18 protein-coding genes are annotated in these 22,050 nt (G+C 44.0%); 16 read left to right on the plus strand and 2 right to left on the minus strand.

The genetic code is table 11. From position 1 onward, the window contains the following. The first annotated feature begins 44 nt into the window (after positions 1–44). From tig to T355_RS0103075, 13 genes are all read left to right on the plus strand, one after another. Complete coding sequence (gene tig, locus T355_RS0103015) at positions 45–1,334, plus strand: trigger factor (protein WP_027396463.1); 1,290 nt, start codon at positions 45–47, stop codon at positions 1,332–1,334. A gap of 214 nt (positions 1,335–1,548) precedes the next feature. Further along, the gene (clpP, locus tag T355_RS0103020) at positions 1,549–2,157 is read left to right on the plus strand and encodes an ATP-dependent Clp endopeptidase proteolytic subunit ClpP (protein ID WP_027396464.1); all 609 of its coding nucleotides are present in this window, start codon (positions 1,549–1,551) and stop codon (positions 2,155–2,157) included. A gap of 12 nt (positions 2,158–2,169) precedes the next feature. Beyond that, on the plus strand, positions 2,170–3,432 hold the full coding sequence (gene clpX / locus T355_RS0103025; RefSeq protein WP_027396465.1) for an ATP-dependent Clp protease ATP-binding subunit ClpX: 1,263 nt from the start codon (positions 2,170–2,172) through the stop codon (positions 3,430–3,432). Positions 3,433–3,504: 72 nt separating this feature from the next. Continuing rightward, on the plus strand, positions 3,505–5,817 hold the full coding sequence (gene lon, locus T355_RS0103030; RefSeq protein ID WP_027396466.1) for an endopeptidase La: 2,313 nt from the start codon (positions 3,505–3,507) through the stop codon (positions 5,815–5,817). Between the two features lie 7 nt (positions 5,818–5,824). Continuing rightward, a complete protein-coding gene (gene yihA, locus T355_RS0103035; protein ID WP_027396467.1) occupies positions 5,825–6,466 on the plus strand; it encodes a ribosome biogenesis GTP-binding protein YihA/YsxC in 642 nt (213 codons plus the stop codon). Between the two features lie 121 nt (positions 6,467–6,587). Further along, positions 6,588–7,043, plus strand: coding sequence for an AsnC family transcriptional regulator (locus T355_RS0103040; RefSeq protein ID WP_027396468.1), 456 nt, complete (start codon positions 6,588–6,590; stop codon positions 7,041–7,043). A gap of 8 nt (positions 7,044–7,051) precedes the next feature. Further along, positions 7,052–7,525: an AsnC family transcriptional regulator gene (locus T355_RS0103045; RefSeq protein ID WP_037329705.1), complete on the plus strand. Its 474-nt coding sequence runs from the start codon at positions 7,052–7,054 to the stop codon at positions 7,523–7,525. A 111-nt stretch (positions 7,526–7,636) separates the two neighbouring features. After that, positions 7,637–8,830: a pyridoxal phosphate-dependent aminotransferase gene (locus T355_RS0103050; protein WP_027396470.1), complete on the plus strand. Its 1,194-nt coding sequence runs from the start codon at positions 7,637–7,639 to the stop codon at positions 8,828–8,830. 109 nt (positions 8,831–8,939) lie between these two features. After that, complete coding sequence (locus tag T355_RS0103055) at positions 8,940–9,359, plus strand: hypothetical protein (protein WP_197019539.1); 420 nt, start codon at positions 8,940–8,942, stop codon at positions 9,357–9,359. A 216-nt stretch (positions 9,360–9,575) separates the two neighbouring features. After that, complete coding sequence (locus tag T355_RS0103060; RefSeq protein WP_027396472.1) at positions 9,576–10,136, plus strand: DJ-1/PfpI family protein; 561 nt, start codon at positions 9,576–9,578, stop codon at positions 10,134–10,136. A gap of 357 nt (positions 10,137–10,493) precedes the next feature. Further along, on the plus strand, positions 10,494–12,209 hold the full coding sequence (locus T355_RS0103065) for a methyl-accepting chemotaxis protein (protein ID WP_027396473.1): 1,716 nt from the start codon (positions 10,494–10,496) through the stop codon (positions 12,207–12,209). A gap of 166 nt (positions 12,210–12,375) precedes the next feature. After that, on the plus strand, positions 12,376–12,969 hold the full coding sequence (rdgB, locus tag T355_RS0103070) for an RdgB/HAM1 family non-canonical purine NTP pyrophosphatase (protein ID WP_027396474.1): 594 nt from the start codon (positions 12,376–12,378) through the stop codon (positions 12,967–12,969). Next, the gene (locus tag T355_RS0103075; RefSeq protein ID WP_027396475.1) at positions 12,966–13,442 is read left to right on the plus strand and encodes a metallophosphoesterase; all 477 of its coding nucleotides are present in this window, start codon (positions 12,966–12,968) and stop codon (positions 13,440–13,442) included. The genes rdgB and T355_RS0103075 overlap by 4 nt, the downstream gene beginning before the upstream one ends. Before the next feature lie 273 nt (positions 13,443–13,715). Here T355_RS0103075 and ade read toward each other — a convergent pair whose 3' ends face one another. Together ade and T355_RS0103085 are read right to left on the minus strand one after the other, a co-directional pair. Continuing rightward, a complete protein-coding gene (gene ade / locus T355_RS0103080; protein ID WP_037329706.1) occupies positions 13,716–15,449 on the minus strand; it encodes an adenine deaminase in 1,734 nt (577 codons plus the stop codon). A gap of 26 nt (positions 15,450–15,475) precedes the next feature. Beyond that, positions 15,476–16,615 (minus strand): hypothetical protein, encoded by a 1,140-nt coding sequence (locus T355_RS0103085; protein ID WP_027396477.1) that lies wholly within the window; start codon positions 16,613–16,615, stop codon positions 15,476–15,478. 319 nt (positions 16,616–16,934) lie between these two features. On the opposite strand from T355_RS0103085, the gene T355_RS0103090 reads away from it, so the two are divergent. From T355_RS0103090 to T355_RS0103100, 3 genes are all read left to right on the plus strand, one after another. Next, positions 16,935–18,911, plus strand: a complete 1,977-nt coding sequence (locus tag T355_RS0103090) for a methyl-accepting chemotaxis protein (RefSeq protein WP_027396478.1) — start codon at positions 16,935–16,937, stop codon at positions 18,909–18,911. Between the two features lie 168 nt (positions 18,912–19,079). Then, entirely contained in the window at positions 19,080–20,348 is a 1,269-nt protein-coding gene (locus T355_RS0103095) for a phosphatidylserine decarboxylase (protein ID WP_027396479.1), read from the plus strand. Between the two features lie 220 nt (positions 20,349–20,568). Continuing rightward, the gene (locus T355_RS0103100; RefSeq protein WP_027396480.1) at positions 20,569–21,633 is read left to right on the plus strand and encodes a PDDEXK nuclease domain-containing protein; all 1,065 of its coding nucleotides are present in this window, start codon (positions 20,569–20,571) and stop codon (positions 21,631–21,633) included. Positions 21,634–22,050 lie beyond the last annotated feature (417 nt).

Below are 22,050 nucleotides of genomic sequence, written 5' to 3' on the forward strand. Positions count from 1 at the left end.
GGGCACGGCCCAATAAAGAATACATTAGGAGGTCTTTTAAGACAATGGAAGTTAGTGTAAAAGATTTAGAGAACCAGCAGGTTGAATTGAACATTACTGTTCCAGCAGCAGAGCTGGACAAGGCATACGATGCAGCAGCAAAGAAAATTGCTAACCGCGTTAATATCCCTGGTTTCCGTAAGGGTAAGGCTCCAAAGAAGATTGTAGAGCGTCACGTAGGTAAAGAGTATGTTATGACAGATGCTTTTGAGATGGTTGCTCCAAAGGCTCTGAACGAGGCTCTCGCACAGGAGAAGATTGATATTGTTACCCGCCCTGATATCGATGTTGATACATTAGAGCTTGGCAAGGATCTGGTATTCAAGGCTGTTGCCACCAAGAAACCAGAGGTTGAGCTGGGCGAGTATAAGGGCCTTAAGGTAGAGGTAGAGAAGGACGTAGTTGATGATGAGGCAGTTCAGCAGCAGTTGGTTCGTATGCTGGACCGTCAGGCTGATATGGTTGATGCTGAAGAAGGTGCAGCTGTTGAGAAGGACAACTTCATCACTCTGGACTTCAAGGGCTTTGTAGATGGTGAGGCCTTCGCTGGCGGCGAGGGCAAGGATTATCCTCTCCAGATTGGTTCCAACGCTTTCATTCCAGGCTTTGAGGACCAGCTCATTGGTGCCAAGGTTGGTGAGGAGAAGGAAGTTAATGTAACCTTCCCAGAGGAGTACCATTCTGAGGAGCTTAAGGGCAAGCCAGCAGTATTTAAGTGCACTGTAAAGAGCATCAAGAAGAAGGTTCTTCCTGAGCTGAATGATGAGTTTGCAAAGAAGGCCAGCACCTTCCAGACTCTTGATGAGCTGAAGGCTGATCTGAAGAGCAATCTGGAGAAGAGCGCTGAGACCAAGGCTGAGTCCGAGAAGCGTGAAAAGGCTATCAACATGGCTGCTGATAATGCAAAGGTTGATATTCCAGAGGTTATGATTGAGAACCGCGTAAACGCTATGGTTCAGGAGATGGCTCTCCGTCTTGAGCAGCAGGGCCTGAAGCTGGAGCAGTACATGGCTTACGCTGGCACTGATATTAACAAGCTCCGTGAGAATTACAAGGAGACTGCTGCTTCCAACGTAAAGGTTGATCTGGTTCTTGAGGCCATTGCAAAGGCTGAGGGCATCAAGGTTGAGGCAGAGGATCTTGATAATGAGGTTGCTACTATGGCAGCTGCTTATGGCGCAACTGCACCGCAGGTTAAGAAGATTATTGCTGAGCAGGGTCGTCTTGGCGATTTAGCAGCTACTGTTCTCAGAAGAAAGACTGCTAACTTCGTAATTGACAACATTGCCAAATAAGATTTTTTGAGAAATATTTCATAACTTAATTAATTCCCCCGCCCAGAGACTCATCTTTGGGCGGAGGATTAATTTTAATTTGGCATATTTTTAAAATCCTGCTATATTGATATTGTAGTAAAATTAAGATTGACATATTTGACATTTTGACTATATAGTATAATATGAGAATTGAACTTGGTTTTGTTATGATATTAATTTGAGGTGATTTTCAGTGAGTTATTTTGTACCTTACGTAGTGGAGCAGTCCGGTAATGGCGAGCGGTCCTACGATATATATTCCCGTTTGTTGAAGGATCGTATTATTATGCTGACTGGCGAGATAAATGATACTGTTGCCAGCTCTGTAGTGGCACAGCTCCTTTTCCTGGAGTCTGAGGATCCTGACAAGGATATTTATCTTTACATTAACAGTCCAGGCGGTGTGGTTACTGCTGGTATGGCTATTTATGATACTATGCAGTATATTAAGCCAGATGTTTCCACTATCTGTGTGGGTCAGGCTGCAAGCATGGGTTCCCTGCTTCTTACAGCAGGTGCCAAGGGAAAGCGTTTTGCCCTTCCAAATGCCCGTATTATGATTCATCAGCCATTGGGCGGAGCCCGTGGTCAGTCTACTGACATTCAGATTCAGGCCCAGGAGATGCAGCGTACTCGTGATATGATTAATAAGGTTTTGGCGGATCACACCGGCCAGGATTTGGATAAGATTAATACTGATACTGAGCGCGATAATTTTATGAGCGCTGAGGAGGCAGTGGCATACGGTTTGGTTGATAAGGTTATTGTTCGTCCTGAGGAGAAATCTGACAAGGACGAGTAAGGAGGCACTGTTATGAGCTTCGATGATAATGAAAAGCTGACCTGTTCATTCTGTGGAAAGACAGAGGATTTAGTTCGTAAATTGGTGGCAGGTCCTGGCGTATATATTTGTGATGAGTGTATCGAGCTTTGTCAGGAGATTGTTTCTGAAGAAAATGCTTCTTCTGTTCCCGAGGAACTCAGATCACTGCCTAAACCCAAGGAAATCAAGGCTATTTTGGATGAATATGTAATCGGTCAGGAAGAGGCCAAGAAAACCTTGGCAGTGGCTGTTTATAATCATTACAAGCGCATTAACTCCGGTGAGATTTTTGATGTGGGTGTGGAGTTGCAGAAATCCAATATCCTTATGATTGGTCCTACTGGTAGCGGTAAAACCTTGCTGGCCCAGACTTTGGCGAAGATTTTGCAGGTTCCTTTTGCTGTTGCTGATGCAACTACTCTCACTGAAGCAGGATATGTGGGTGAGGATGTCGAAAATATCCTCTTAAAGCTGATACAGGCAGCGGACTTTGATATTGCCAAGGCTGAGCGGGGGATTATCTATATCGATGAGATTGATAAGATTTCCCGTAAGGGCGAGAACGTTTCCATCACCCGTGATGTTTCCGGTGAGGGCGTTCAGCAGGCCCTTTTGAAGATTCTTGAAGGAACGGTTGCTTCTGTACCGCCTCAGGGTGGTCGCAAGCATCCACATCAGGAGCTTCTGCAGATTGATACCACTAATATTCTCTTTATTTGTGGTGGCGCGTTTGCCGGTATCGAAAAAATAATAAACAAGCGTCGTGGTAACAAGAACATGGGCTTTGGCGCCAAGGTTACTTCCAAGGAAAAGGGAGAAATCGGCGAGGTTCTGAAGCACATTGTACCTGATGATTTGATGAAGAGTGGACTTATTCCAGAATTTATCGGCCGTCTTCCAGTGGTGGTTACTTTGGATTCTCTGGATGAGGATGCCCTTATAGAGATTCTTACAAAGCCAAAGAACGCATTGGTTAAGCAGTTTAAGGCACTTCTTGATTTGGATGATGTAAGTCTTTCCTTTGATGATGATGCATTGCGTTCCATCGCCAAGGAGGCTCTGAAGCGTAAAACGGGTGCCCGTGGTCTTCGTTCCATACTTGAAGGAATAATGAAGAACGTCATGTACGAAATTCCATCTCTTGAGGGCGTTACCAAGTGTCAGGTTACCAAGGCCGTTGTTGAGGATAAGGTTGATCCTATTCTGAGCTACGATAAGACACGGCTTTCTGCTAATAGTGAAGCTTCCGCCTAAAGGGTGAGTTACTATAGACGTTGCTTGTGCAACGTCTATATTTTTTTAGATGTGCACCAGGAGGTGTTTTCTTTGAAAAATGAATTGAGAAGATTACCATTGCTGCCACTTAGAGGTATGATGGTATTTCCATATATGATGGTTCATCTGGACGCAGGTCGCGAGCAGTCTGTGGCTGCCCTGGAGCAGGCCATGCTTGATGATAAGGTTATAATGCTGACAGCTCAAAAGGATGCAGATATTGAAAAGCCTGGCTTTGAAGATTTGTACTCTGTGGGTACTGTGGCTGAAATAAAGCATTTGGTGAAGATGCCAGGTGGTACTGTAAGGGTGCTGGTGGAAGGCCTGTATCGCGCCCAGATAGTGAATTGCTACGATGATGGTGAGTTCATTGATGTAGATGTTCACGAATATGAGGATGTAACTGAGCAGAGCCTTGAAATGGAGGCTTTGGTTCGTGTGGTTGTTCATGAATTCGAGCAGTGGGTAAAGACTTCCCGTAAGATTCCTGCTGATGCCATAGTTTCTGTTTCCATTATTTCTGATGCTGGCCGTCTGGCAGATATGATTGCAGGTCATTTGAATCTGAAGCTGGAGGAGCGTCAGGAGCTCTTGGAGTGCATTGATATAAAGACCCGTTTAGAGCGTCTTTATGGTGTGCTGAAGCGTGAGCGGGAAATTCTGGATATTGAGAAGAAGGTTAGCGGTCGCGTCCGCAAGCAGATTGAAAAGGTTCAAAAGGAATATTATCTTCGCGAGAAGGTTAAGGCTATTCACAATGAGCTGGGGGACAAGGACGGCGTTCAGGGGGATATTGAAGGCTACCGCAAGCGTATGCGGGCCGAGAAGTATCCAGAGGACGTGGTAAAGACTGTAAACAAGGAAATTACCCGTCTGGAGCGTGCTGGAAACATGTCCCAGGAGGCCAGTGTTATTACAACTTACATTGAGACCCTGCTGGATATGCCGTGGAATAAAACCACTGAGGATAACAAGGACATCAAAAAAGCCGCAGAGGTTCTGGACAAAGATCACTATGGCCTTGAGAAGGTAAAGGAGCGTATTCTGGAGTATTTGGCTGTACGACAGCTTACCTCCGGGCAGAATGCGCCTATTATGTGTCTTGTGGGACCTCCAGGTGTTGGTAAAACATCTCTGGCCAGCTCTGTTGCCCGGGCTCTTGGCCGAAAATTTGTAAGAGCATCTTTGGGTGGCGTTCGTGATGAGGCTGAAATCAGAGGTCATCGCCGCACTTATGTGGGGGCTATGCCGGGACGTATTTTGGCTGCCCTGAAAAAGAGCGGCACCAAAAATCCGGTATTCCTTTTGGATGAGGTTGACAAGATGGCGGCTGATTACAAGGGCGATCCTACTTCAGCTCTGCTGGAGGTTCTTGATCCTGCCCAGAACAATACATTCAGCGACCACTATGTGGAGCTGCCGTTTGATTTGTCTCAGGTTCTGTGGATTGTCACTGCCAATAATCTTGCTGAAATCCCTGGTCCTCTCCGTGACCGTATGGAAATTATTACTCTTTCCTCCTACACCGAGCAGGAGAAGCTGGAGATAGCTAAACGCTATCTGGTGCCTAGACAGCATGTGGCCAACGGACTTACCTCCAAGAATCTGCGTATTGGTGCTGGTGTGATTCAGCGTCTTATAACGGATTATACCCGTGAGGCCGGAGTCCGTGAGCTGGAAAGAGTTATTGGCCAGCTTTGTCGTAAGGTGGCCAAGAAGCTGGTGGAGGGTGAAGTTGACTCCGTAAAGGTGAACACAAAGAACTTGGTGGATATTTTGGGTAAGATTAAGTATCATCACACCAAGGAGAAGCATAAGCCAGAGGTTGGCCTGTGCATTGGTATGGCCTGGACCCAGGTGGGGGGAGATATTCTTCCTACAGAGGTTAATGTATTCCCTGGCAAGGGTCACCTTATTTTGACTGGTAAGCTGGGAGACGTAATGAAGGAATCTGCCCAGGCAGCCCTGTCATACATCCGCAGCCGTCAGAAGAAGCTGAAGCTGTCTCCTAAGTTCTATGAGGAGAATGACATACATATCCATTTCCCGGAGGGTGCAGTGCCAAAGGATGGTCCTTCTGCTGGTATTACTATGGCTACAGCTATGGTTTCCGCTCTCACTGGCAGAAAGGTGCGCAGTGATGTGGCCATGACAGGTGAGATTACTATCCGTGGTCGCGTATTGGCTATTGGCGGCTTGAAGGAAAAGGTGTTGGCAGCATATCGCGAGGGTATAAAGACCATTATCCTTCCTGAGGATAATCGCCGTGATATTGAGGAAATCCCTGAGAATGTCCGTGAGAAGCTGGAGTTTATACCAGTTGATCATGTGGACAAGGTACTGGAAAATGCCCTTTTGAAGTGAGGTAGCTATGGCAGAAAAGGTTATTATTACCCAAGGCAAATATCTGGCCTCAGCAGTGAAGCCGGAGCAGTATCCTGAGATTCACCGCAAGGAAATCGTGTTTATTGGCCGTTCCAATGTGGGGAAGTCTTCTCTGATTAATTCTCTCACCAGAGTTAATCAGCTGGCAAGGGTTTCCAGTCAGCCGGGCAAGACACAGACCATAAACTTCTATGAAATAGGTGCCAAGATTGATGATAATTCGGAGCGCAAGGACTTTTATCTGGTAGATTTGCCAGGATATGGCTATGCCAAAACCGGTGCCCAGCGCCGTAAGATATGGAGCAAGTTCATTAATGAGTACCTTTTGGGCTCTGAGGATTTGCAGTTTGTGTGCCAGCTTATTGACAGTCGCCATGAGCCTATGGCTTCTGATTTGGAAATGTTCCGCTGGTTGGTGGAGCACAATTTGCCGGTTTTGGTGATTGCCACCAAGGTGGATAAGCTCAGTAAAAATGCTGTGGCGAAAAACATCTCCCAGATTAAACGTTCATTGGGGGTGCCTGAGCTGGATGTGCTTCCTTATTCATCTGTAAAGAATGTGGGCCGTGAAGAGCTGTTGAATGTTATTGCGGACTGCCTATTGGAAAATGATGAGGTAAATGAGTAAGAAAAAGTGAATAGGCTTCACATTTTCTTGACTGTTAAACATAGTATTTGATAGAATAATAAAGGCTCCTTTGCTTGAGGGCAAAGGAGCTTTTTAGTTTTTGGGTGTATAAGGAGAGAATATGGAGCTAACAGCATTTGATAAACAGCTTCTGAATATATTGCAGGGCGGTGTGCAGTTTGTACCCAAGCCCTATGAGGCCATGGCAAGGCAGCTGGGGGTATCTGAGGATAGAGTCATTTCCAGACTGCAGGAGCTGAAAAAAGATGGTTTTATCCGTAAGGTGGGAGCTTTCTTCAATTCCGATAAGCTGGGCTATAGCGGTACTTTGGTGGCGGCAAAAATTGAACCTGATTATGTTGAGGATGTGGCGACCAAAATAAATGAATATCCTGAGATAACTCATAATTATCAACGAAGCTGCGGCTATGTACTGTGGTTTACTGCCATTACCAACAATGATGAGCGTCGAAATCAGATTTTGTCGGAAATTCGGGCATTGCCAGGGGTAATTTCCCTTCTGGACTTGTATTCTCAGAAGAAATACAAGATAAATGTGCAGTTTAAATTGAAGTGAGGCCGGTTATGAATTTTACGGAAACGGACAAGAAGATAATACGGGCGTTACAGAGTGACTTTCCCATTTGCTCTGAGCCCTATAAAGTAATAGCTGAGGACATTGGTATTTCTCAGGAGGAGCTATTGCAGCGCCTGGAGGATATGAAAAAAGAGGGTATCCTTAGAAAAATGGGGGCTGTGCTCCGCCATGTGGAGGTGGGGTTTAAAGCCAACGCCTTGGTGGTGTGGGTTGTACCTCCTGAAAAAATGGATGAGGTGGCGGCCAAAATGTGTGCCCATAGTGAGGTTACCCATTGCTATGACCGTAATACCGCACCGGACTGGCCATATAACTTCTATACCATGATTCACATGGACAGCAAGGAAAGCTGCATTGAGTTTGCCAGAGAGCTGTCCAAGGAGACAGGCATAGATCAGTATGAGCTTCAGTTTACGGAGCGGGAATGGAAGAAAACCAGTATGCAATACTTTATGGAGTAAACAAAAGGTGTAAAGTCAGTACACAAAACTGGCCTTACACCTATTTTTATTGTATAATTGTAAAGTAATTGTGTTTACTTGAATGATTTATATGTGAAATGGGGTATTGGAATGATTTCTGAAAAGAGCTATGTGCTGGGCACCAAGAAGTCCACTATCAGAACGATTTTTGAATTTGGTCGCAAGCGGGCGGCAGAGGTCGGTGAGGAAAATGTCTTCGATTTTTCCATTGGCAATCCGAATGTTCCTGCTCCTGACAAGGTGAAGGAAGCCATTATAGATATTCTTAACGAGGTGGATTCTGTGGCTCTACACGGCTATACTGTGGCCCCAGGTGATCCCCAGGTAAGAGAAACAATCGCTAAAAGTATAAATCGTCGTTTTGGTAGCAGCTTTACCGGAAAGAATCTCTTTATGACTGCCGGTGCAGCTGCGGCTATCACAATTTGCTTTAAGGCACTGACTGAGGATGACGTAAAAAATGAGTTTATCACCTTTGCCCCATATTTCCCTGAGTACAAATGCTTTGTGGAGGCAATGGGCTCTGAGCTGAAGGTGGTGCCTGCCAATACTGCGGATTTCCAGATTCAGTTTGACAAATTTAAGGAGATGCTTACCCCAGATACCAAGGCGGTAATAGTTAATTCGCCTAATAACCCAAGTGGCGTGGTATATTCTGAGGATACAATAAAGAAGCTGGCTGAGATTCTCAACGAGAAGGAAAAGGAATATGGTCACCCTATATTTATTATTTCTGATGAGCCATATCGTGAGCTGGTTTATGGCGGTATTACGGTGCCATATATTCCAAAATACTATAAGAATACTTTGGTATGCTACTCCTGGAGTAAGTCTCTGTCCTTGCCAGGAGAGCGTATTGGCTACATAGTGGTGCCTGATGAGGTGGCGGATTTTGAAAGGGTTTACGGCGGCATAGCTGGAGCTGCCAGAGTTTTGACCCATGTAAATGCCTCATCACTGTTTCAGCGGGTGGTGGCCCGTTGTGTGGATGAGCCATCAAATATTGCCGCTTATGAGAGAAACGGAAATCTCCTCTATAATGGACTTGTTGAGGCGGGCTTTACTTGTCAGAAGCCTCAGGGGGCGTTCTATCTTTTCCCGAAGGCTTTGGAGGATGATGATTATGCCTTCTGCGAGCGGGCCAAGAAATACGATTTGTTATTGGTTCCTGGCTCTGATTTTGGTTGTCCGGGCTATTTCCGGGCTGCGTACTGCATAAAGCAGGAAACAATCGAAAAATCAATCCCTGCTTTTAAAAAGCTGGCAGCAGAATATGGCAAGTAAATTCACGGATTTATGTTTTTGATTCTTAATGACGATAAGCTGGTATAGGATTTAAGTAAGCTAAGGAAGGCACCGGATATTGCATAAGATGCAAAAGGAAGGTGAGCTCATGTCGTTAAGAACCAGTAACACCACTAATGTGGAGGGGGTTAAGGCTGCGTCGGAAGCGTCGAAAAAGACAGTCAGTACCCCGGAGGAATTCCAATCAATTTTATGCGAAAAGATTGGTTCCATTCAGGATACTCTTGAGGAAATGAGGGCCCAAAGGGAAGCAATCAATACAGTAAAGGCTGAAGGTATGGTTACCGAAGTGGTCCGCCGCTACATGCCTGATGGCAGTATCATGATTACCCAATATGTAGGCAGTAAGATTAAGGAGCGTTATAGGAAACCACCTCATTTGGAGCTGGTGCCGGATACAAATTCTCCTGTTCCCAAGTCGGAGGATGGCAGGTCTCTTACAGCCCAGCAAAATATGGTAATGAAGCCAAAGTATAGCTTGGCGGAAGACCTGTTTAATATGTTATAAAAATTAATGGCTAACGTAAAAATACGTTAGCCATTATGTTTTTTTAAAAAAAATCAAAAATAATGCAGGATTTATAGCTATTACATAGAATAAAGGACAGTGAAGGTTGAAGTGGGAAAAGAGTCGGTTCACCTTCATGCTAGTGCAGGGGAGATTTATGTGGATATAAAGCTTTCCTGCACCTATTTTGGGTAGAGAAAGAGAGGTAATCCGGAAATGAAGAAAGTGCTTATGCTGGCTGGGGATTTTGCCGAGGATTATGAGGTAATGGTTCCGTTTCAGGCGCTAGGTGTAGCAGGGGTTCAGGTTGATGTGGTTTGCCCAGGCAAGAAGAGTGGTGAAGCTATCAAAACAGCTATTCATGACTTTGAAGGCGATCAGACCTATTCTGAGAAGCCAGGTCATCTGTTTATTCTGAACGCCACCTTTGATGACGTCTCCGCTGAGGATTATGATGGTCTGTATCTGACTGGTGGACGGGCACCGGAATATATCCGTTTGGACCCAAAGGTAATCAGTATTACCAAGTATTTTATGAATAACAATAAACCAGTGGCAGCTATTTGCCATGGGATTCAGGTACTCACCGCCGCTGATGTGGTGAAGGGGCGTACTTTGACAGCTTATCCTGCTGTAGGTCCTGATGTGACCATGGCTGGTGGAAATTTCCAAAATGTTGATGTAGACAAAGCAGTTGTTGATGGCAATCTGGTAACTTCTCCTGCATGGCCTGGAAATACAGCAATTTGCAAGGAGTTCTTAAAGATATTGGGATAAATATCTGATGGCGTTTATTGGGGCCAGTGACTATATAAACATGATAGTTGCTGGCCTTTTTGGTATATGAATATTCTTGATGGTAAGAAATTAGACTTTTTCTATTGGAACAACTAAAAAATACATAAAGATTTGAAAAAAATACACTATTTTGGTATAATAATTCCGCAAAAAAATATATGTTAAAATAACTAAATGGCTTGAAAAAATGATGGTTTTGTCTGTGGAAGGGCGCCACATTGCTTTCCAGGTCAGTTAAAGTGCTGATTAGGGACTGGATGTCTGCTTTATGTGGATACCTGGTCCCTTTGTGTGTTATAGGGGCGTTAATAAAAATTTACTAGGAGGAATAAAAATATGCTGTTTAACAACATTAAGGTGGCTGGAAAGCTATTGATGATAGTAGCAGTAGCCGCAGTGGCTATGCTGGTAATCAGTTTTTCTGGCTATCGGGCACTGAATAGTGCTGATGAGGGTATGCAGAGTATGTACCAAAAGGAAATGCAGGGGGTACAGCATTTGGGCACTGCTGTTGAGTACAGCCGTGTTATGATGGTAAAGACCCTGCAGATTATCACTGCACAGGATGTTTCCCAGGATCGTTTGAACACCTGGAAGAAGCAACAGCAGGATGGCGTTAATAGCGTTGAAAAGGCTTTGGCTGAGTATAGAGATGCTGTGAAGGGAACCCCAGCGGAGGATACTGCTGAAATTGATAAGCAGTGGGCCAACTACAAGAAGGTTATGGGCCATGCGATTGATTTAGCTTCCCAGGGTAAAGGCAAAGAAGCGATGGAGTATTATGAATCCGCTGGTTCTCCAGCTACCCGTGGCTTGCGTGATGCCTTGCACGGAATGCAGGACGTTGTTAATGCTCAAGCTGAGGCCGCAGCCCAGGCAAATAGCGATAACAACAGTAGTGCTGCTATGATGATTATTGTAGTTACTATTGTAGCTATAGCTATTCAGGGGATATTTAGTGTATTTACTGCCAACAATATCACCAGTGCACTTTCTGCAATGGTTCATATCTGCGAAAAGCTTCGTGATGGTGATTTTCGTGGTTCATCTCACGCTATGGACCGCGGAGATGAATTCGGACATCTTTCCAAGGTTTTGTCTGAGATGCAACACAATATGGCTTCTTACATGAAGGGCGTATATAAGGCGATTCAGGATATTAATGATTCCTCCGGAAACTTGAAGGAGGCTTCCATGCAGTCCGCTCAGGCATCTGTACAGTCTGCTGAGGCTGTAGGTGATGCAGCTCATCTGGTTATGGATCAGGAGAATATGCTGAAGGATAGTCAGGAGTTGCTTACTAAGGTTAATGACTCCATTCAGGCAATGCGTGGTCATGCCAACGAGGTTTCTAATAACTCAATGACTGCTGCCGGTGAAGCAGCCCAAGGAAATAAGGCTCTGGAAAAATCTGTTCGTGAAATTCGTGATGTTGAGTCTACCGTAAGCAGTACCGCTGAGATGGTAACCCGCCTTGGTAGTCGTTCCGAGGAAATTGGTGCCATCGTTGATACTATTTCCCAGATTGCCAGCCAGACAAATCTATTGGCATTGAATGCTGCCATTGAGGCAGCCCGTGCCGGTGAGCAGGGACGTGGATTCTCTGTAGTAGCCGAAGAGGTTCGTAAGCTGGCAGAGCAGTCCGAGGAGGCAGCTCATAAGATTGCCGATTTGATTAATGCAATGCAAAAGGATACTGCAGAGGCTGTTGATTCCATGAATCAGGGGTGTGAGGCAGTTGTTAATGGTGCTAAGTCCGTTGAGGAGCTCCAGTCTGTATTTGAACGCATTCATGAATTGGTTCAGGATGGTGCTGAGAAAACCAAGGCTATGGATGCAGCTATTGTTCAGGTAAATGAGGATGCTCAGAACATTTCCAAGTCTGTAGTGGAAATTAATTCTAAGGGGCGTGAGGTATCTTCCCGTATGGAATCTGTTTCTGCTGCAACAGAGGAGCAGTCAGCTTCTTCCGAGGAAATTGCTTCAGCCAGTGAATCCTTGTCTGTTATGGCAACTGAGCAGAAGCAGGCTCTTAGTCAGTTTAAATTCTAATTGGCTTGCCTTCGTGGATATATAAATATTCAGGTCCGTTTGACAAAAGTCATGCGGACCTTTTCTTATGGGGTTAATGGTTTGCCTCGAAATCATAAAGGTAGTAAAATTACCTTTGTAAACGATATAAAGAAACAATACAATGGGAAGGTTGGTTCATAGTTCAATGAAAAAGATAGTGATTGCCACTAAAAATAAGGGAAAGGTCAGAGAAATGCAGAATGCCTTTATAGATTTACCAGTGGAGCTGGTTTCTTTGGCTGAGATAGATGGTGATATTCCAGATGCAGTGGAAGACGGGGATACCTTTAAGGAAAATTCTTTGAAAAAGGCCAGACATTATCAGAAAATGACTGGTATGGCCTGCCTGGCGGATGATTCTGGTCTGGAGGTCGATGCTTTAGGGGGAGCTCCGGGAGTTTATTCTGCCCGTTATTCCGGTGAGAATGCTGATGATTCCTCCAATAACGCTAAGCTGGTGGCAGAGCTGAAAAAGCTGGGCTTGATCAGCTCTCCTGCAGACTATCAGTGTGCCTTGACTTTTGCCGATACTGATGGAAATATATTGCAGGCCCAGGGTTTCTGTGGTGGTGAAATTAGGTTAGAGGCCAAGGGAAACGGCGGTTTTGGTTATGACCCATATTTTTATGTGGGGGATAAGTCCATGGCGGAGCTGACTCTAGAGGAAAAGCAGGCCATCAGTCATCGTGGAGAGGCTTTGCGGAAAATGGCGGTGCTGTTAAAGGAGTATTTGCAATGAGAGTAGGTGTAATGAGTGACAGCCATGGCAACACCATGGCCGTAGACAGGGCTATAGAGCTGGCAGGAGAAGTGGATTGCTGGCTTCATGCAGGAGATCTTATTGAAGATGCTGAATATCTGGCCATGGTGACGGACAAGAAGGTTATTAATGTGGCTGGAAACTGTGATTGGCCAAGCTCTGGAACGGATGATGAGGTATTGGCAGAGGTTGGCTCCCATAAGATTTTTCTGACCCATGGGCATATTTATGGGGTAAAACGGGATATTTCACTGCTTCGCCAGGCGGCTGTCAGTAAGGGAGCAGATATTGCCGTATATGGTCATACCCATGTGGCGGTGATAGATGATGGTGAGGATTGTTTGGTGATAAATCCTGGCAGTGTATCTCATCCCAGGGATGGAAAGGCCCAGTCCTTTATGGTACTGAATATTGAAGGGGACAGGGTAAAGGTGGAGCATTTCCACCTGTAACCTAAGAAGAAAAGGCAGTGAACCACCACCGTTAGCACGGACAAAAATGTTTTATTAAAGAGATGTAATACAAAAGGCAGTAAATAATCACCTGGAGCAATAGGATAAATCACGTTAAAAAATTTACTTGCTATACCTTAGTATTAGTGGAAAAAAATCATTTGTTTGAGCGACGCGAGTTATGATTTTTTTCACTATATGAAAGCAAGGAAAATTTTTAGTGATTTAATCCGTGCTACAGGTGATATTTACTGCCTTATTTTTTGACTATGATTACATTTTTTCGTCAATGCCGATGATACGACCGTCCAACACCTTTACCAGTCCCCGGTCAGTGAGCTTTAGCTCGGGAATTACTGGAAGGCTAAGGAAGGCCAGAGTAAGGAATGGGTCATATTCTCTGTCCACACCCAGGCTGAAGGCCAGCTTTTCCATTTTTTCCGCTTGCTTTGCAGCATCGGTGGCGGATTTATCTGTCATCAGGCCACCAACTGGCAGAGGGAGTATTTCTTCAACTTTACCATCTACTGCTATGGCAATACCACCGCCACAGCTTTCCAGACTCCTGGAGGCAATAAGCATATCATCGTCGTTGGTGCCGATTACAATAAGGTTATGGCTGTCGTGTCCAATGGTTTGGGCAATGGCTCCTTTTTTTAATCCGAAGCCCTTTACCAGTCCAATACCCCGTTTGCCGGTGTTATGATGGCGTTCAAATACGGCCAGCTTAAGTATGTCTTCATCCGGGGAAGCTGTTGCCATGCCACCTTTTACAGGCACCTCTTGCCAAATATGATGGGTAAGCAGCTGTTTGGGAATAAGGCCAATTACGTTAGCCATCTTGTCATTTATTGGCAAGGAAAAATGTTCAAGCTTTAATTCAGGAAGATTTACGGATTTACTCAAACGGGTTGGCACTGGAGGAATTTCAATGGTATCCCAGATTTCCTTTATACATTTGCCATCTTTGGCTACCAATTTGCCACCTGTATAAACCTCATCTGGCTCCCAGTTCTCCAAATCTGGGAATATCAGCAAATCTGCTCTGCGGCCAGGAGCAATTACACCAGTGTCACGAATACCAAAATAGGTCGCAGGATTTACTGTGGCCATTTGCAGGGCTTGCCATACGGGGAGTCCCAGCTTGATAGCTTCGCGTACCATAGCATTTACGCCACCTTCATTCATCAGGTCACCTGGGTGACGGTCATCGGCACAGAAGCAACAAAAACGGCTGTTATGGTCGTTGATTACAGGGAGCAGTGCCTCCAAATTGTGGGCGGCAGAGCCCTCCCTTATCATGAGATACATACCTGCAGCCAAACGATCTTCCGCTTCCTCCACAGTTACACATTCATGGTCTGAGTCCACACCGGCAGCGGCATATCCCATGAGCTCCTTGCCCTTCAGCATAGGGGCGTGGCCATCCACAAAGTGGTGGGGACCAATCATGTTCAGCTTATCCCAGACAGTTCTAGACTCGTTGAGTACACCGGGAACATCCATCAGCTCACCTAACCCAAGAACGCGACTATCTTTTAGGAAAGGTCTTAATTCCTTGGCATTAAGAACAGCTCCCGCATCCTCAAGGGGAGTGGCAGGGACACAGGATGGCAACATGAATTTTATTTGTAAAGGAAGATCTTCGGAAGCATCCAGCATGTATTGAATACCAGTTTCTCCACCTACATTGGCAATTTCGTGGGGGTCAGCTACTACAGTGGTGGTGCCCATTGGAACTACAGCTTGGGCAAAACCAAAGGGAGTCAGCATAGAGCTTTCAATATGAACGTGAGAATCAATAAAACCGGGAGTAATGTACCTCCCCTGAAGGTCAATTTCCTTCTCTCCTACATATTGGCCAAGGCCGGCAATATACCCATCCTGCACCGCAATATCAGTTTTTATAAACTTGCCGGTAAAACCAGCGAATACATGAGCATTTTTTAGTACAAGCTGGGCCTTTACTTTTCCAGCGCCCACCTGCATAAGCCTCTTTTTATCCATGTTTATCTCCTGCAATAATATAAATTTTACCAGTTTTCGGCATCGTCAAAGCTGGCTTTCATGCCATCAACATACAAATTCAGATTTTCCTGCTGACTTTCTGTAAGATAGCTGCTGTCGGAAAGGTACCAGTCAATCAGCTTCCAGTTTCCCTTGTCAGTGGTGGCAATAACAGCTGTAAAGTTTATATTTTTAGGTAAATCCTTGAAATACTTGTGGGCATCCATAAATGTAACATGTCTGGAGTCCCAAGCATTGTTCTTGATGGCCCAGGCAATCTGTCCAGCGGTATAATAAGCCCTGTCCTCACCACGGGTCATGATAGTTTTATCTTCTAATGCGCGTTCAAATTCCAGCTTGGTCACATCAAATTGTGGGGGAGCGAAAACACTCCAGTAGTCACCATTTTTGTCTGCCACCAGCAGCTGATTGGTGTTGATATCATCATTTGTAAAACCTACGCGGTTTTGGGAGGTATTTAAAATAAAGCTGTAGAGATCATATAAAGAAGCTTCACTGGCTTCTGTAGCGAAATCATCTTGCATTATTGTTTGCATGCGTTGGCGGGACATAAGAACGCCACCAACACTGAAGGTGGGTACATTATCCAACAGATTCACAGCAAATTTATCTGCCCTTACATTATCCTGTGGTACTTTTTCATTGTAGTACCAGCGGGAGGCTTCTTTTGCATATTCGGCAGCCAGGCAGCTTGTAGCATAAATATCATAATCCTTGTATGATTTTGGAGTATATGTGCCAGACTCCAGTGCCATTTTTGCATTAATAAAGCCCTGGGTAAGAGCTATATTTCCCGCTGAAACAGTGAAAATTCCCTTGCCAACGCTTTCAGGATGTTTTTTATCTATTATATATACTTTTCTTAGGCCATCGTCATGCTTTTTGATGGCTTTTTTTAATAGGTCGGGGTTGTTTTTTATAAGCGGTGCCTGAATATTATCAGTAATAAAGGCACTTTCTTCTATGTCAGGATACATTTTTTTGAGAACCTTTAAATCCCTTTCAGCATTGTTAAGTTCTTCTCTGGACGCAGGGATATGCTTGTAATCATTGGCAGCTGCCTGAGCTGTTACACAACAAAAAGAAATAAATGTGGCCATTATTGCGCACGTAGCAAGAAATTTTTTGGTACTAATTGTATTCATAATAATGCACATTCCTTCATTTAAAGTAAAATATCAAGGATAAGTATATTACCTGAGATGGCTTCCAGTCAAACAATATCGAGTTTTATGTATAAGCACATAAAAATGTACAATTCGCATTAAGACAGGACAATATATCTATAATGTTAAATAATTATTAAACCAAACTACATAGAATTATTATAAATAATTACTGTATTTGCATGGTATAAATATTATATTATGTGTTTTTATATTTATTTTGTTGAAAAAATAATAGGTAAATGGTATTATGGTAGCGTTTGATTTTATTAAATAAGAAGGAAGTGTTAAAAAAGGAATGGGTATTAAACAAAAGTTTTTCATGCTTTCTGGTATAGCAGGTGTAATAATGGCCGTTGTATCTATTATTGGTTATTTTACAGCATCTACTTCACTGGAAAAGACTATGGAAGAAGAGATTATAGCCGAAATAGGAAGACAGTCTGCTCAGGCTGACGCTTGGCTTAATGCCAAGGGGCAAGTAGTTATATCTGGTGCTAATGTATTTAAACAGATTCCGGCTGATAGTACAGATATAATGAAGCGTCATGAATTGGTAGGGCAGATTGCCGATGATAAGGAAGTCCTTGATGATATTCATGCAATGGATGACGGATTTGCTATGGCATGGCATGACGGGGACTTAACTGGACAGGGAGAATGGACTAAGCGTCCATGGTATGTAGATGCAAAAAAGGCAGGTCACATTATTTATACTGATCCATACAAGGACGTCAGCAGTGGAAGTATGGTTGTGACTATTGCCGTCCCTTATGATCGTAAGGGTGCTGTCGGTGGCGTATTTAGTGAAGATGTTAAGATAGATACTCTGGCTGAGCAGGCTAAAGCCATCAAATTCCGCGGCGAGGGCAAGGGTATGCTGATAAACCCTGAGAGTGGTATTATTATTGCCTCTGCCAATGAAGAAGAAAACCTGTCTAAGACGGATGATAATCCGATTCTTAAGGCCTTTGCCACCGAGATTAAAAATAATGATAAGGGCTTTTTTGTAACTGACGCTGGTGGCGAAGAGAAGGTAGTTGCTTATGCTACTATTCCTACTTCTGGCTGGAAGGCAGTAGTATCAGCTCCAACCAGCTTTGTATTTAGCCAGCTTCGCACTATGAAAATAGTGTATGGTATTCTTACTATAGTTGGTATTTTATTGATAGTATTTGCTTGCTTGAAATTCTCTACCCGTATTGTCAGGGTCGTAGAGCATTTGGCTGACCGTGTTAATGAAATGTCCAATGGTATATTGGATCAGCGTCCGCTCCATGTTGATTCTGAGGATGAGTTAGGACAGCTTTCTGCCGATGTTAATAACATGAACGAAAATCTGAAAAAGCTTATCGGCGGTGTTAAGAAATCTGCTGAAATGTTGGCAGCTTCCAGTGAGGAATTGACTGCTGGAGCCCATCAGGCAGCTCAGGCGGCTACTAATGTAGCTGAAACGGTTACTGAAGTTGCTGAGGGTATGGAAAAGCAGCTGCAGAATGTTGATGGCACCAGAGAGAATGTAGATAATGTTTCTTTGGATATTGATAACATGACTGCTGAGGCCCAGGAGGTTGCAGCAGATACTGCAGAAACAGCCAATGCAGCTCGTCAGGGCGAGGAATTGATGAAGCATGCTACTGAGCGTATGCAGGGAATTGAGAAATCAGTTCGTCAGCTGGAGGGCGTTGTTCAGAAGCTGGGTGATAATTCCCAGCAGATAGGTCAGATAGTTGAAACCATTGCCAGCATTGCTGACCAGACAAATCTGTTGGCCCTTAATGCGGCAATTGAGGCTGCACGGGCTGGAGATGCTGGACGAGGCTTCTCCGTTGTTGCTGAGGAAGTAAGAAAACTGGCTGAACAGTCTTCAGCGGCTGCCGAGGAAATAAAGGAGCGTATCAGCTCTGTTCAGAATGATACTTCAGCGGCTGTTACTGCAATGCAGCAGGGCTCTGTTGAGGTTCAGCAGGGAGCTGAGGCTGTGCAGGGTGTAGGCGTACAGTTTACCAAGATTATGGAAATGGTAACAAGCATTGAACAGAAGATGCACTCTATCAGTAAGTCAGCTGCTACCGTTGCTTCTGGTACCAGAAATATCGTAAAGGCTGTTGATAACATTGATGATGTAAGCCGTGTTACCAGTGACCATACGCAGACTATTTCTGCAGCTGCAGAGGAACAGTCAGCGTCCTCCGAGGAAATTGCTTCTGCCTCCCAGGCATTGGCATCCCTTGCAACTGACCTTTCTCAGGAAACCGGCAAGTTTAAAATTTAATTTTTAAATGCAATCCGCATCCATTTATAGTGGGTGCGGATTTTTTGTGCTTGTCGAGGGGGTGTCAGCAGTTAAAGCAGAAGGATTTTTCAAATAATATGTCGAAGTAAAAACCAGATTGTGTCGATATGTTTATTCATTTACGGATAAAGGAAGGAGGTTCTTTTTATGCAAAGAAAAGTCGTTACGTTGTTGTTGGGGATGGTGTTGCTGCTTTACAGCATCGGGGCACAGACGGCAGTTCCACCATCAGGTTTGCCCCATTCTCAGGCCACTATCTCCATGATGAAATATCTGAATGATGATCCTGAGCTGATGAGGCTGATGGAAAAATCCATCGCAAAGGCCCGTGTAATTAATCCGGACCACAACACCAATCCAATTCAAAGTGTGGATGAATTATATACATTTCTGGATTGGGCCGTGACCTGTATGCCGTGGAATGTGCTTTCGGATGCCTCTTATCCTACACTATATAGCCATATAGATCAGAGCGTTGATTATTTCTGGTTTATAGTGGATCAGCCACTGGAGGAGCTTGAGAACAAGGGATATTACTATCCTTCCCTTCAGTACCATGAGCCTATAGCTACTTGGTGCCGCGAATATTCCCAGGAATGGGGTAAATTCCTCTCCACAAAGGAGAGCTGGAAGGACAGCTACTATCAGAGAATAAAGCAGGATCCTTCCATGAATATGCAGTATGGTTGGTATGCAGACCATAATGTATGGAACAGCTTTAACGACTGGTTTGCCCGCCATTTGGTAGATCCATCTGTTCGTCCGATTGCGGATAGCCAGGTGGTTGCTCCGGCAGATTCCACCCCACAGGGAATTTGGCAGATAGACGAAACAGGTAATCTTATACAAAAAGAAGGGGTTGCCATTAAGTCCGCTAACTTTACATCTATCCCTCAATTGCTGGGACCTGGCTCCGCTTATGGCGATGCATTTAAGGGTGGTACCTTAACCCATACTTTCCTTGATGTAAATGACTATCATCGGTATCATTTCCCTGTTAGCGGAAAAATTGTTGAGCTACGCAAAATCCCGGGAACCAACGCTGCCGGCGGAGTTACCGAATGGGATCCAAAGCTGTCCCGCTATTCATTACTTGACGCTATCCCAGGATGGCAAATGATTGAGACTCGTGATTGCGTTGTTATTGATACAGATGAGTACGGTCTTGTGGCTGTTTTGCCGATTGGAATGTCCCAGATCTGTTCCTGTAACTGGGAAGAAAATCTAGCTGTGGGGGATGTTGTCAAAAAGGGGGATCCTATGGGGTATTTCCTCTTTGGTGGCAGCGACATTGTTATGGTATTCCAATCCTGTGTGGATGTAAGCCTCACCTGTCCACAGAAAGAATCAGGGGATGGGTATAAGCATGTTCTGATGGGTGAGTCTTATGCTTCGCTCGTTCCATCAAAGCATTGAATAGTTTGTTTATGATACTGAAAAGGACCTATGGGGGTCTCTACACTCTACATAACTTTCCCATGGGTCTTTTCTTTTTAATATTAATAAGAAAATAAAATAAAATTGCGTAATATTATTAGATAAAGTATAATATATAATTAATAATATTATGTATAGGTGGTAATTGTGTTTGCAAAATGTTGTGGAGAAATGATAAAAGTTGGGAGGAAGCAGTATTATGGCTAACAATGAGGTGCTGAATATTAACTATGAGGTAACTACCAATATAGTTGATGATGTATGCAGGATAATAGAAAATTCTCAGAAGGCAGCTTTTCACGCGGTGAATGTTGAACTGTTGAAAAGAAACTGGTTATTGGGAAAGAGAATTGCTGAAGAAGAACTGGTCAGCAACAAGCGTGAAGATAATTATGGATTGAAGATTATAGCTACACTTTCAACTAAGCTTACTGAAAAGTATGGGAGGGGCTTTTCCAAAAGAGCACTATATCAATATTTGGAATTTTATCGTATGTTCCCAGAGATTGTGCAATCACTGACTGCACAATCTTCTCCTATGCTATCTTGGACACATTATTCTGTCCTATTACGGGTATCTGATTCAAAAGCAAGATTGTGGTATGAGAAAGAGGCTGCCAATGAAACATGGTCTGTGCGTACATTACAGAGAAATATTGAAACCCAGTATTATTATCGTATATTGAAATCACAGTTAAAAGAGCCTGTAGTTGAGGAGATGAAGGAAAAAACAGCATCTTATCAGCATGATAAACTTGAGTTTATAAAGAATCCAGTTGTAGCGGAATTTTTAGGAATGTCACCGGACCAGTCATTCTCAGAAAATGATTTAGAGTCTAGCATAATCAGTCATTTGAAGCAGTTTATGATGGAACTGGGCAGGGGCTATGCTTTTGTAGCCCGCCAGCAACATATTCGTACAGAAACAGATGATTTTTACATTGACCTCGTATTCTACAATTACATCTTGAAATGCTTTGTCTTGGTAGATTTGAAGTTGGGCAAAATAACCCATCAGGATATTGGACAAATGGATATGTATATCCGCATGTACGATGATTTGAAGAGAAATGATGGGGACAATCCAACCTTGGGTATTCTTCTTTGCTCAGAGACCGATTTAACAATTGCCAAGTACTCCATCTTAAACGGTAATGAACAGCTTTTTGCGACTAAGTATAAATTGTATTTGCCCAGCGAGGAAGAACTAAAGAACGAAATTGAATCACAAAAGGCAATATTTAAATTGCAACATGATGGATAATGTAATTTTTATGTATCTAGGATAGATGGTGCTGTAAATATTGCTAGAGTAAGTGAATCTCTGACTGTTCCTTCCCGTATAATCCTGTGCTGTTTAATGAACCCGAGTATGAGAAAATTGATAAATTTTTATTATAGGAAAAGTGCCTGACTGCCTTGTATAATAGGCTTTCAGGCACTTTGGTTTATAGTGGTTAGGATAGTAAAAATAATGGATAGTTGTGTTAAGGGGCGGAGAAAATGTTATGCATACATTGTTAATGATACAATGGGAAGCCGCCCCGCTTTCACGGCTCACTTCCATCGGTGGCACCCAGTAAGTAGCTTTGGCCCATCGTTGGAGCTGGAGCCACGGTCTGGGGCCGGGGCGGCGACGCGAAACGAAGTGAGCTAGTGCCCGTAGGGCGGAAGCCCATAA

Source organism: Anaerovibrio lipolyticus LB2005 (assembly GCF_000621545.1).
GTDB lineage: Bacteria > Bacillota > Negativicutes > Selenomonadales > Selenomonadaceae > Anaerovibrio > Anaerovibrio lipolyticus_A.

Excerpts from the sequence above, each read along its gene's own strand:
- T355_RS0103060 (WP_027396472.1), top strand. The coding sequence starts at position 9,576 with ATGAAGAAAGTGCTTATGCTGGCTGGGGATTTTGCCGAGGATTATGAG.
- rdgB (WP_027396474.1), top strand. The coding sequence starts at position 12,376 with ATGAAAAAGATAGTGATTGCCACTAAAAATAAGGGAAAGGTCAGAGAA.
- yihA (WP_027396467.1), top strand. The coding sequence starts at position 5,825 with ATGGCAGAAAAGGTTATTATTACCCAAGGCAAATATCTGGCCTCAGCA.
- clpX (WP_027396465.1), top strand. The coding sequence starts at position 2,170 with ATGAGCTTCGATGATAATGAAAAGCTGACCTGTTCATTCTGTGGAAAG.
- tig (WP_027396463.1), top strand. The coding sequence starts at position 45 with ATGGAAGTTAGTGTAAAAGATTTAGAGAACCAGCAGGTTGAATTGAAC.
- T355_RS0103095 (WP_027396479.1), top strand. The coding sequence starts at position 19,080 with ATGCAAAGAAAAGTCGTTACGTTGTTGTTGGGGATGGTGTTGCTGCTT.
- T355_RS0103040 (WP_027396468.1), top strand. The coding sequence starts at position 6,588 with ATGGAGCTAACAGCATTTGATAAACAGCTTCTGAATATATTGCAGGGC.
- T355_RS0103100 (WP_027396480.1), top strand. The coding sequence starts at position 20,569 with ATGGCTAACAATGAGGTGCTGAATATTAACTATGAGGTAACTACCAAT.
- T355_RS0103045 (WP_037329705.1), top strand. The coding sequence starts at position 7,052 with ATGAATTTTACGGAAACGGACAAGAAGATAATACGGGCGTTACAGAGT.
- T355_RS0103050 (WP_027396470.1), top strand. The coding sequence starts at position 7,637 with ATGATTTCTGAAAAGAGCTATGTGCTGGGCACCAAGAAGTCCACTATC.
- T355_RS0103055 (WP_197019539.1), top strand. The coding sequence starts at position 8,940 with ATGTCGTTAAGAACCAGTAACACCACTAATGTGGAGGGGGTTAAGGCT.
- T355_RS0103090 (WP_027396478.1), top strand. The coding sequence starts at position 16,935 with ATGGGTATTAAACAAAAGTTTTTCATGCTTTCTGGTATAGCAGGTGTA.
- ade (WP_037329706.1), bottom strand. The coding sequence starts at position 15,449 with ATGGATAAAAAGAGGCTTATGCAGGTGGGCGCTGGAAAAGTAAAGGCC.
- T355_RS0103085 (WP_027396477.1), bottom strand. The coding sequence starts at position 16,615 with ATGAATACAATTAGTACCAAAAAATTTCTTGCTACGTGCGCAATAATG.
- T355_RS0103065 (WP_027396473.1), top strand. The coding sequence starts at position 10,494 with ATGCTGTTTAACAACATTAAGGTGGCTGGAAAGCTATTGATGATAGTA.
- T355_RS0103075 (WP_027396475.1), top strand. The coding sequence starts at position 12,966 with ATGAGAGTAGGTGTAATGAGTGACAGCCATGGCAACACCATGGCCGTA.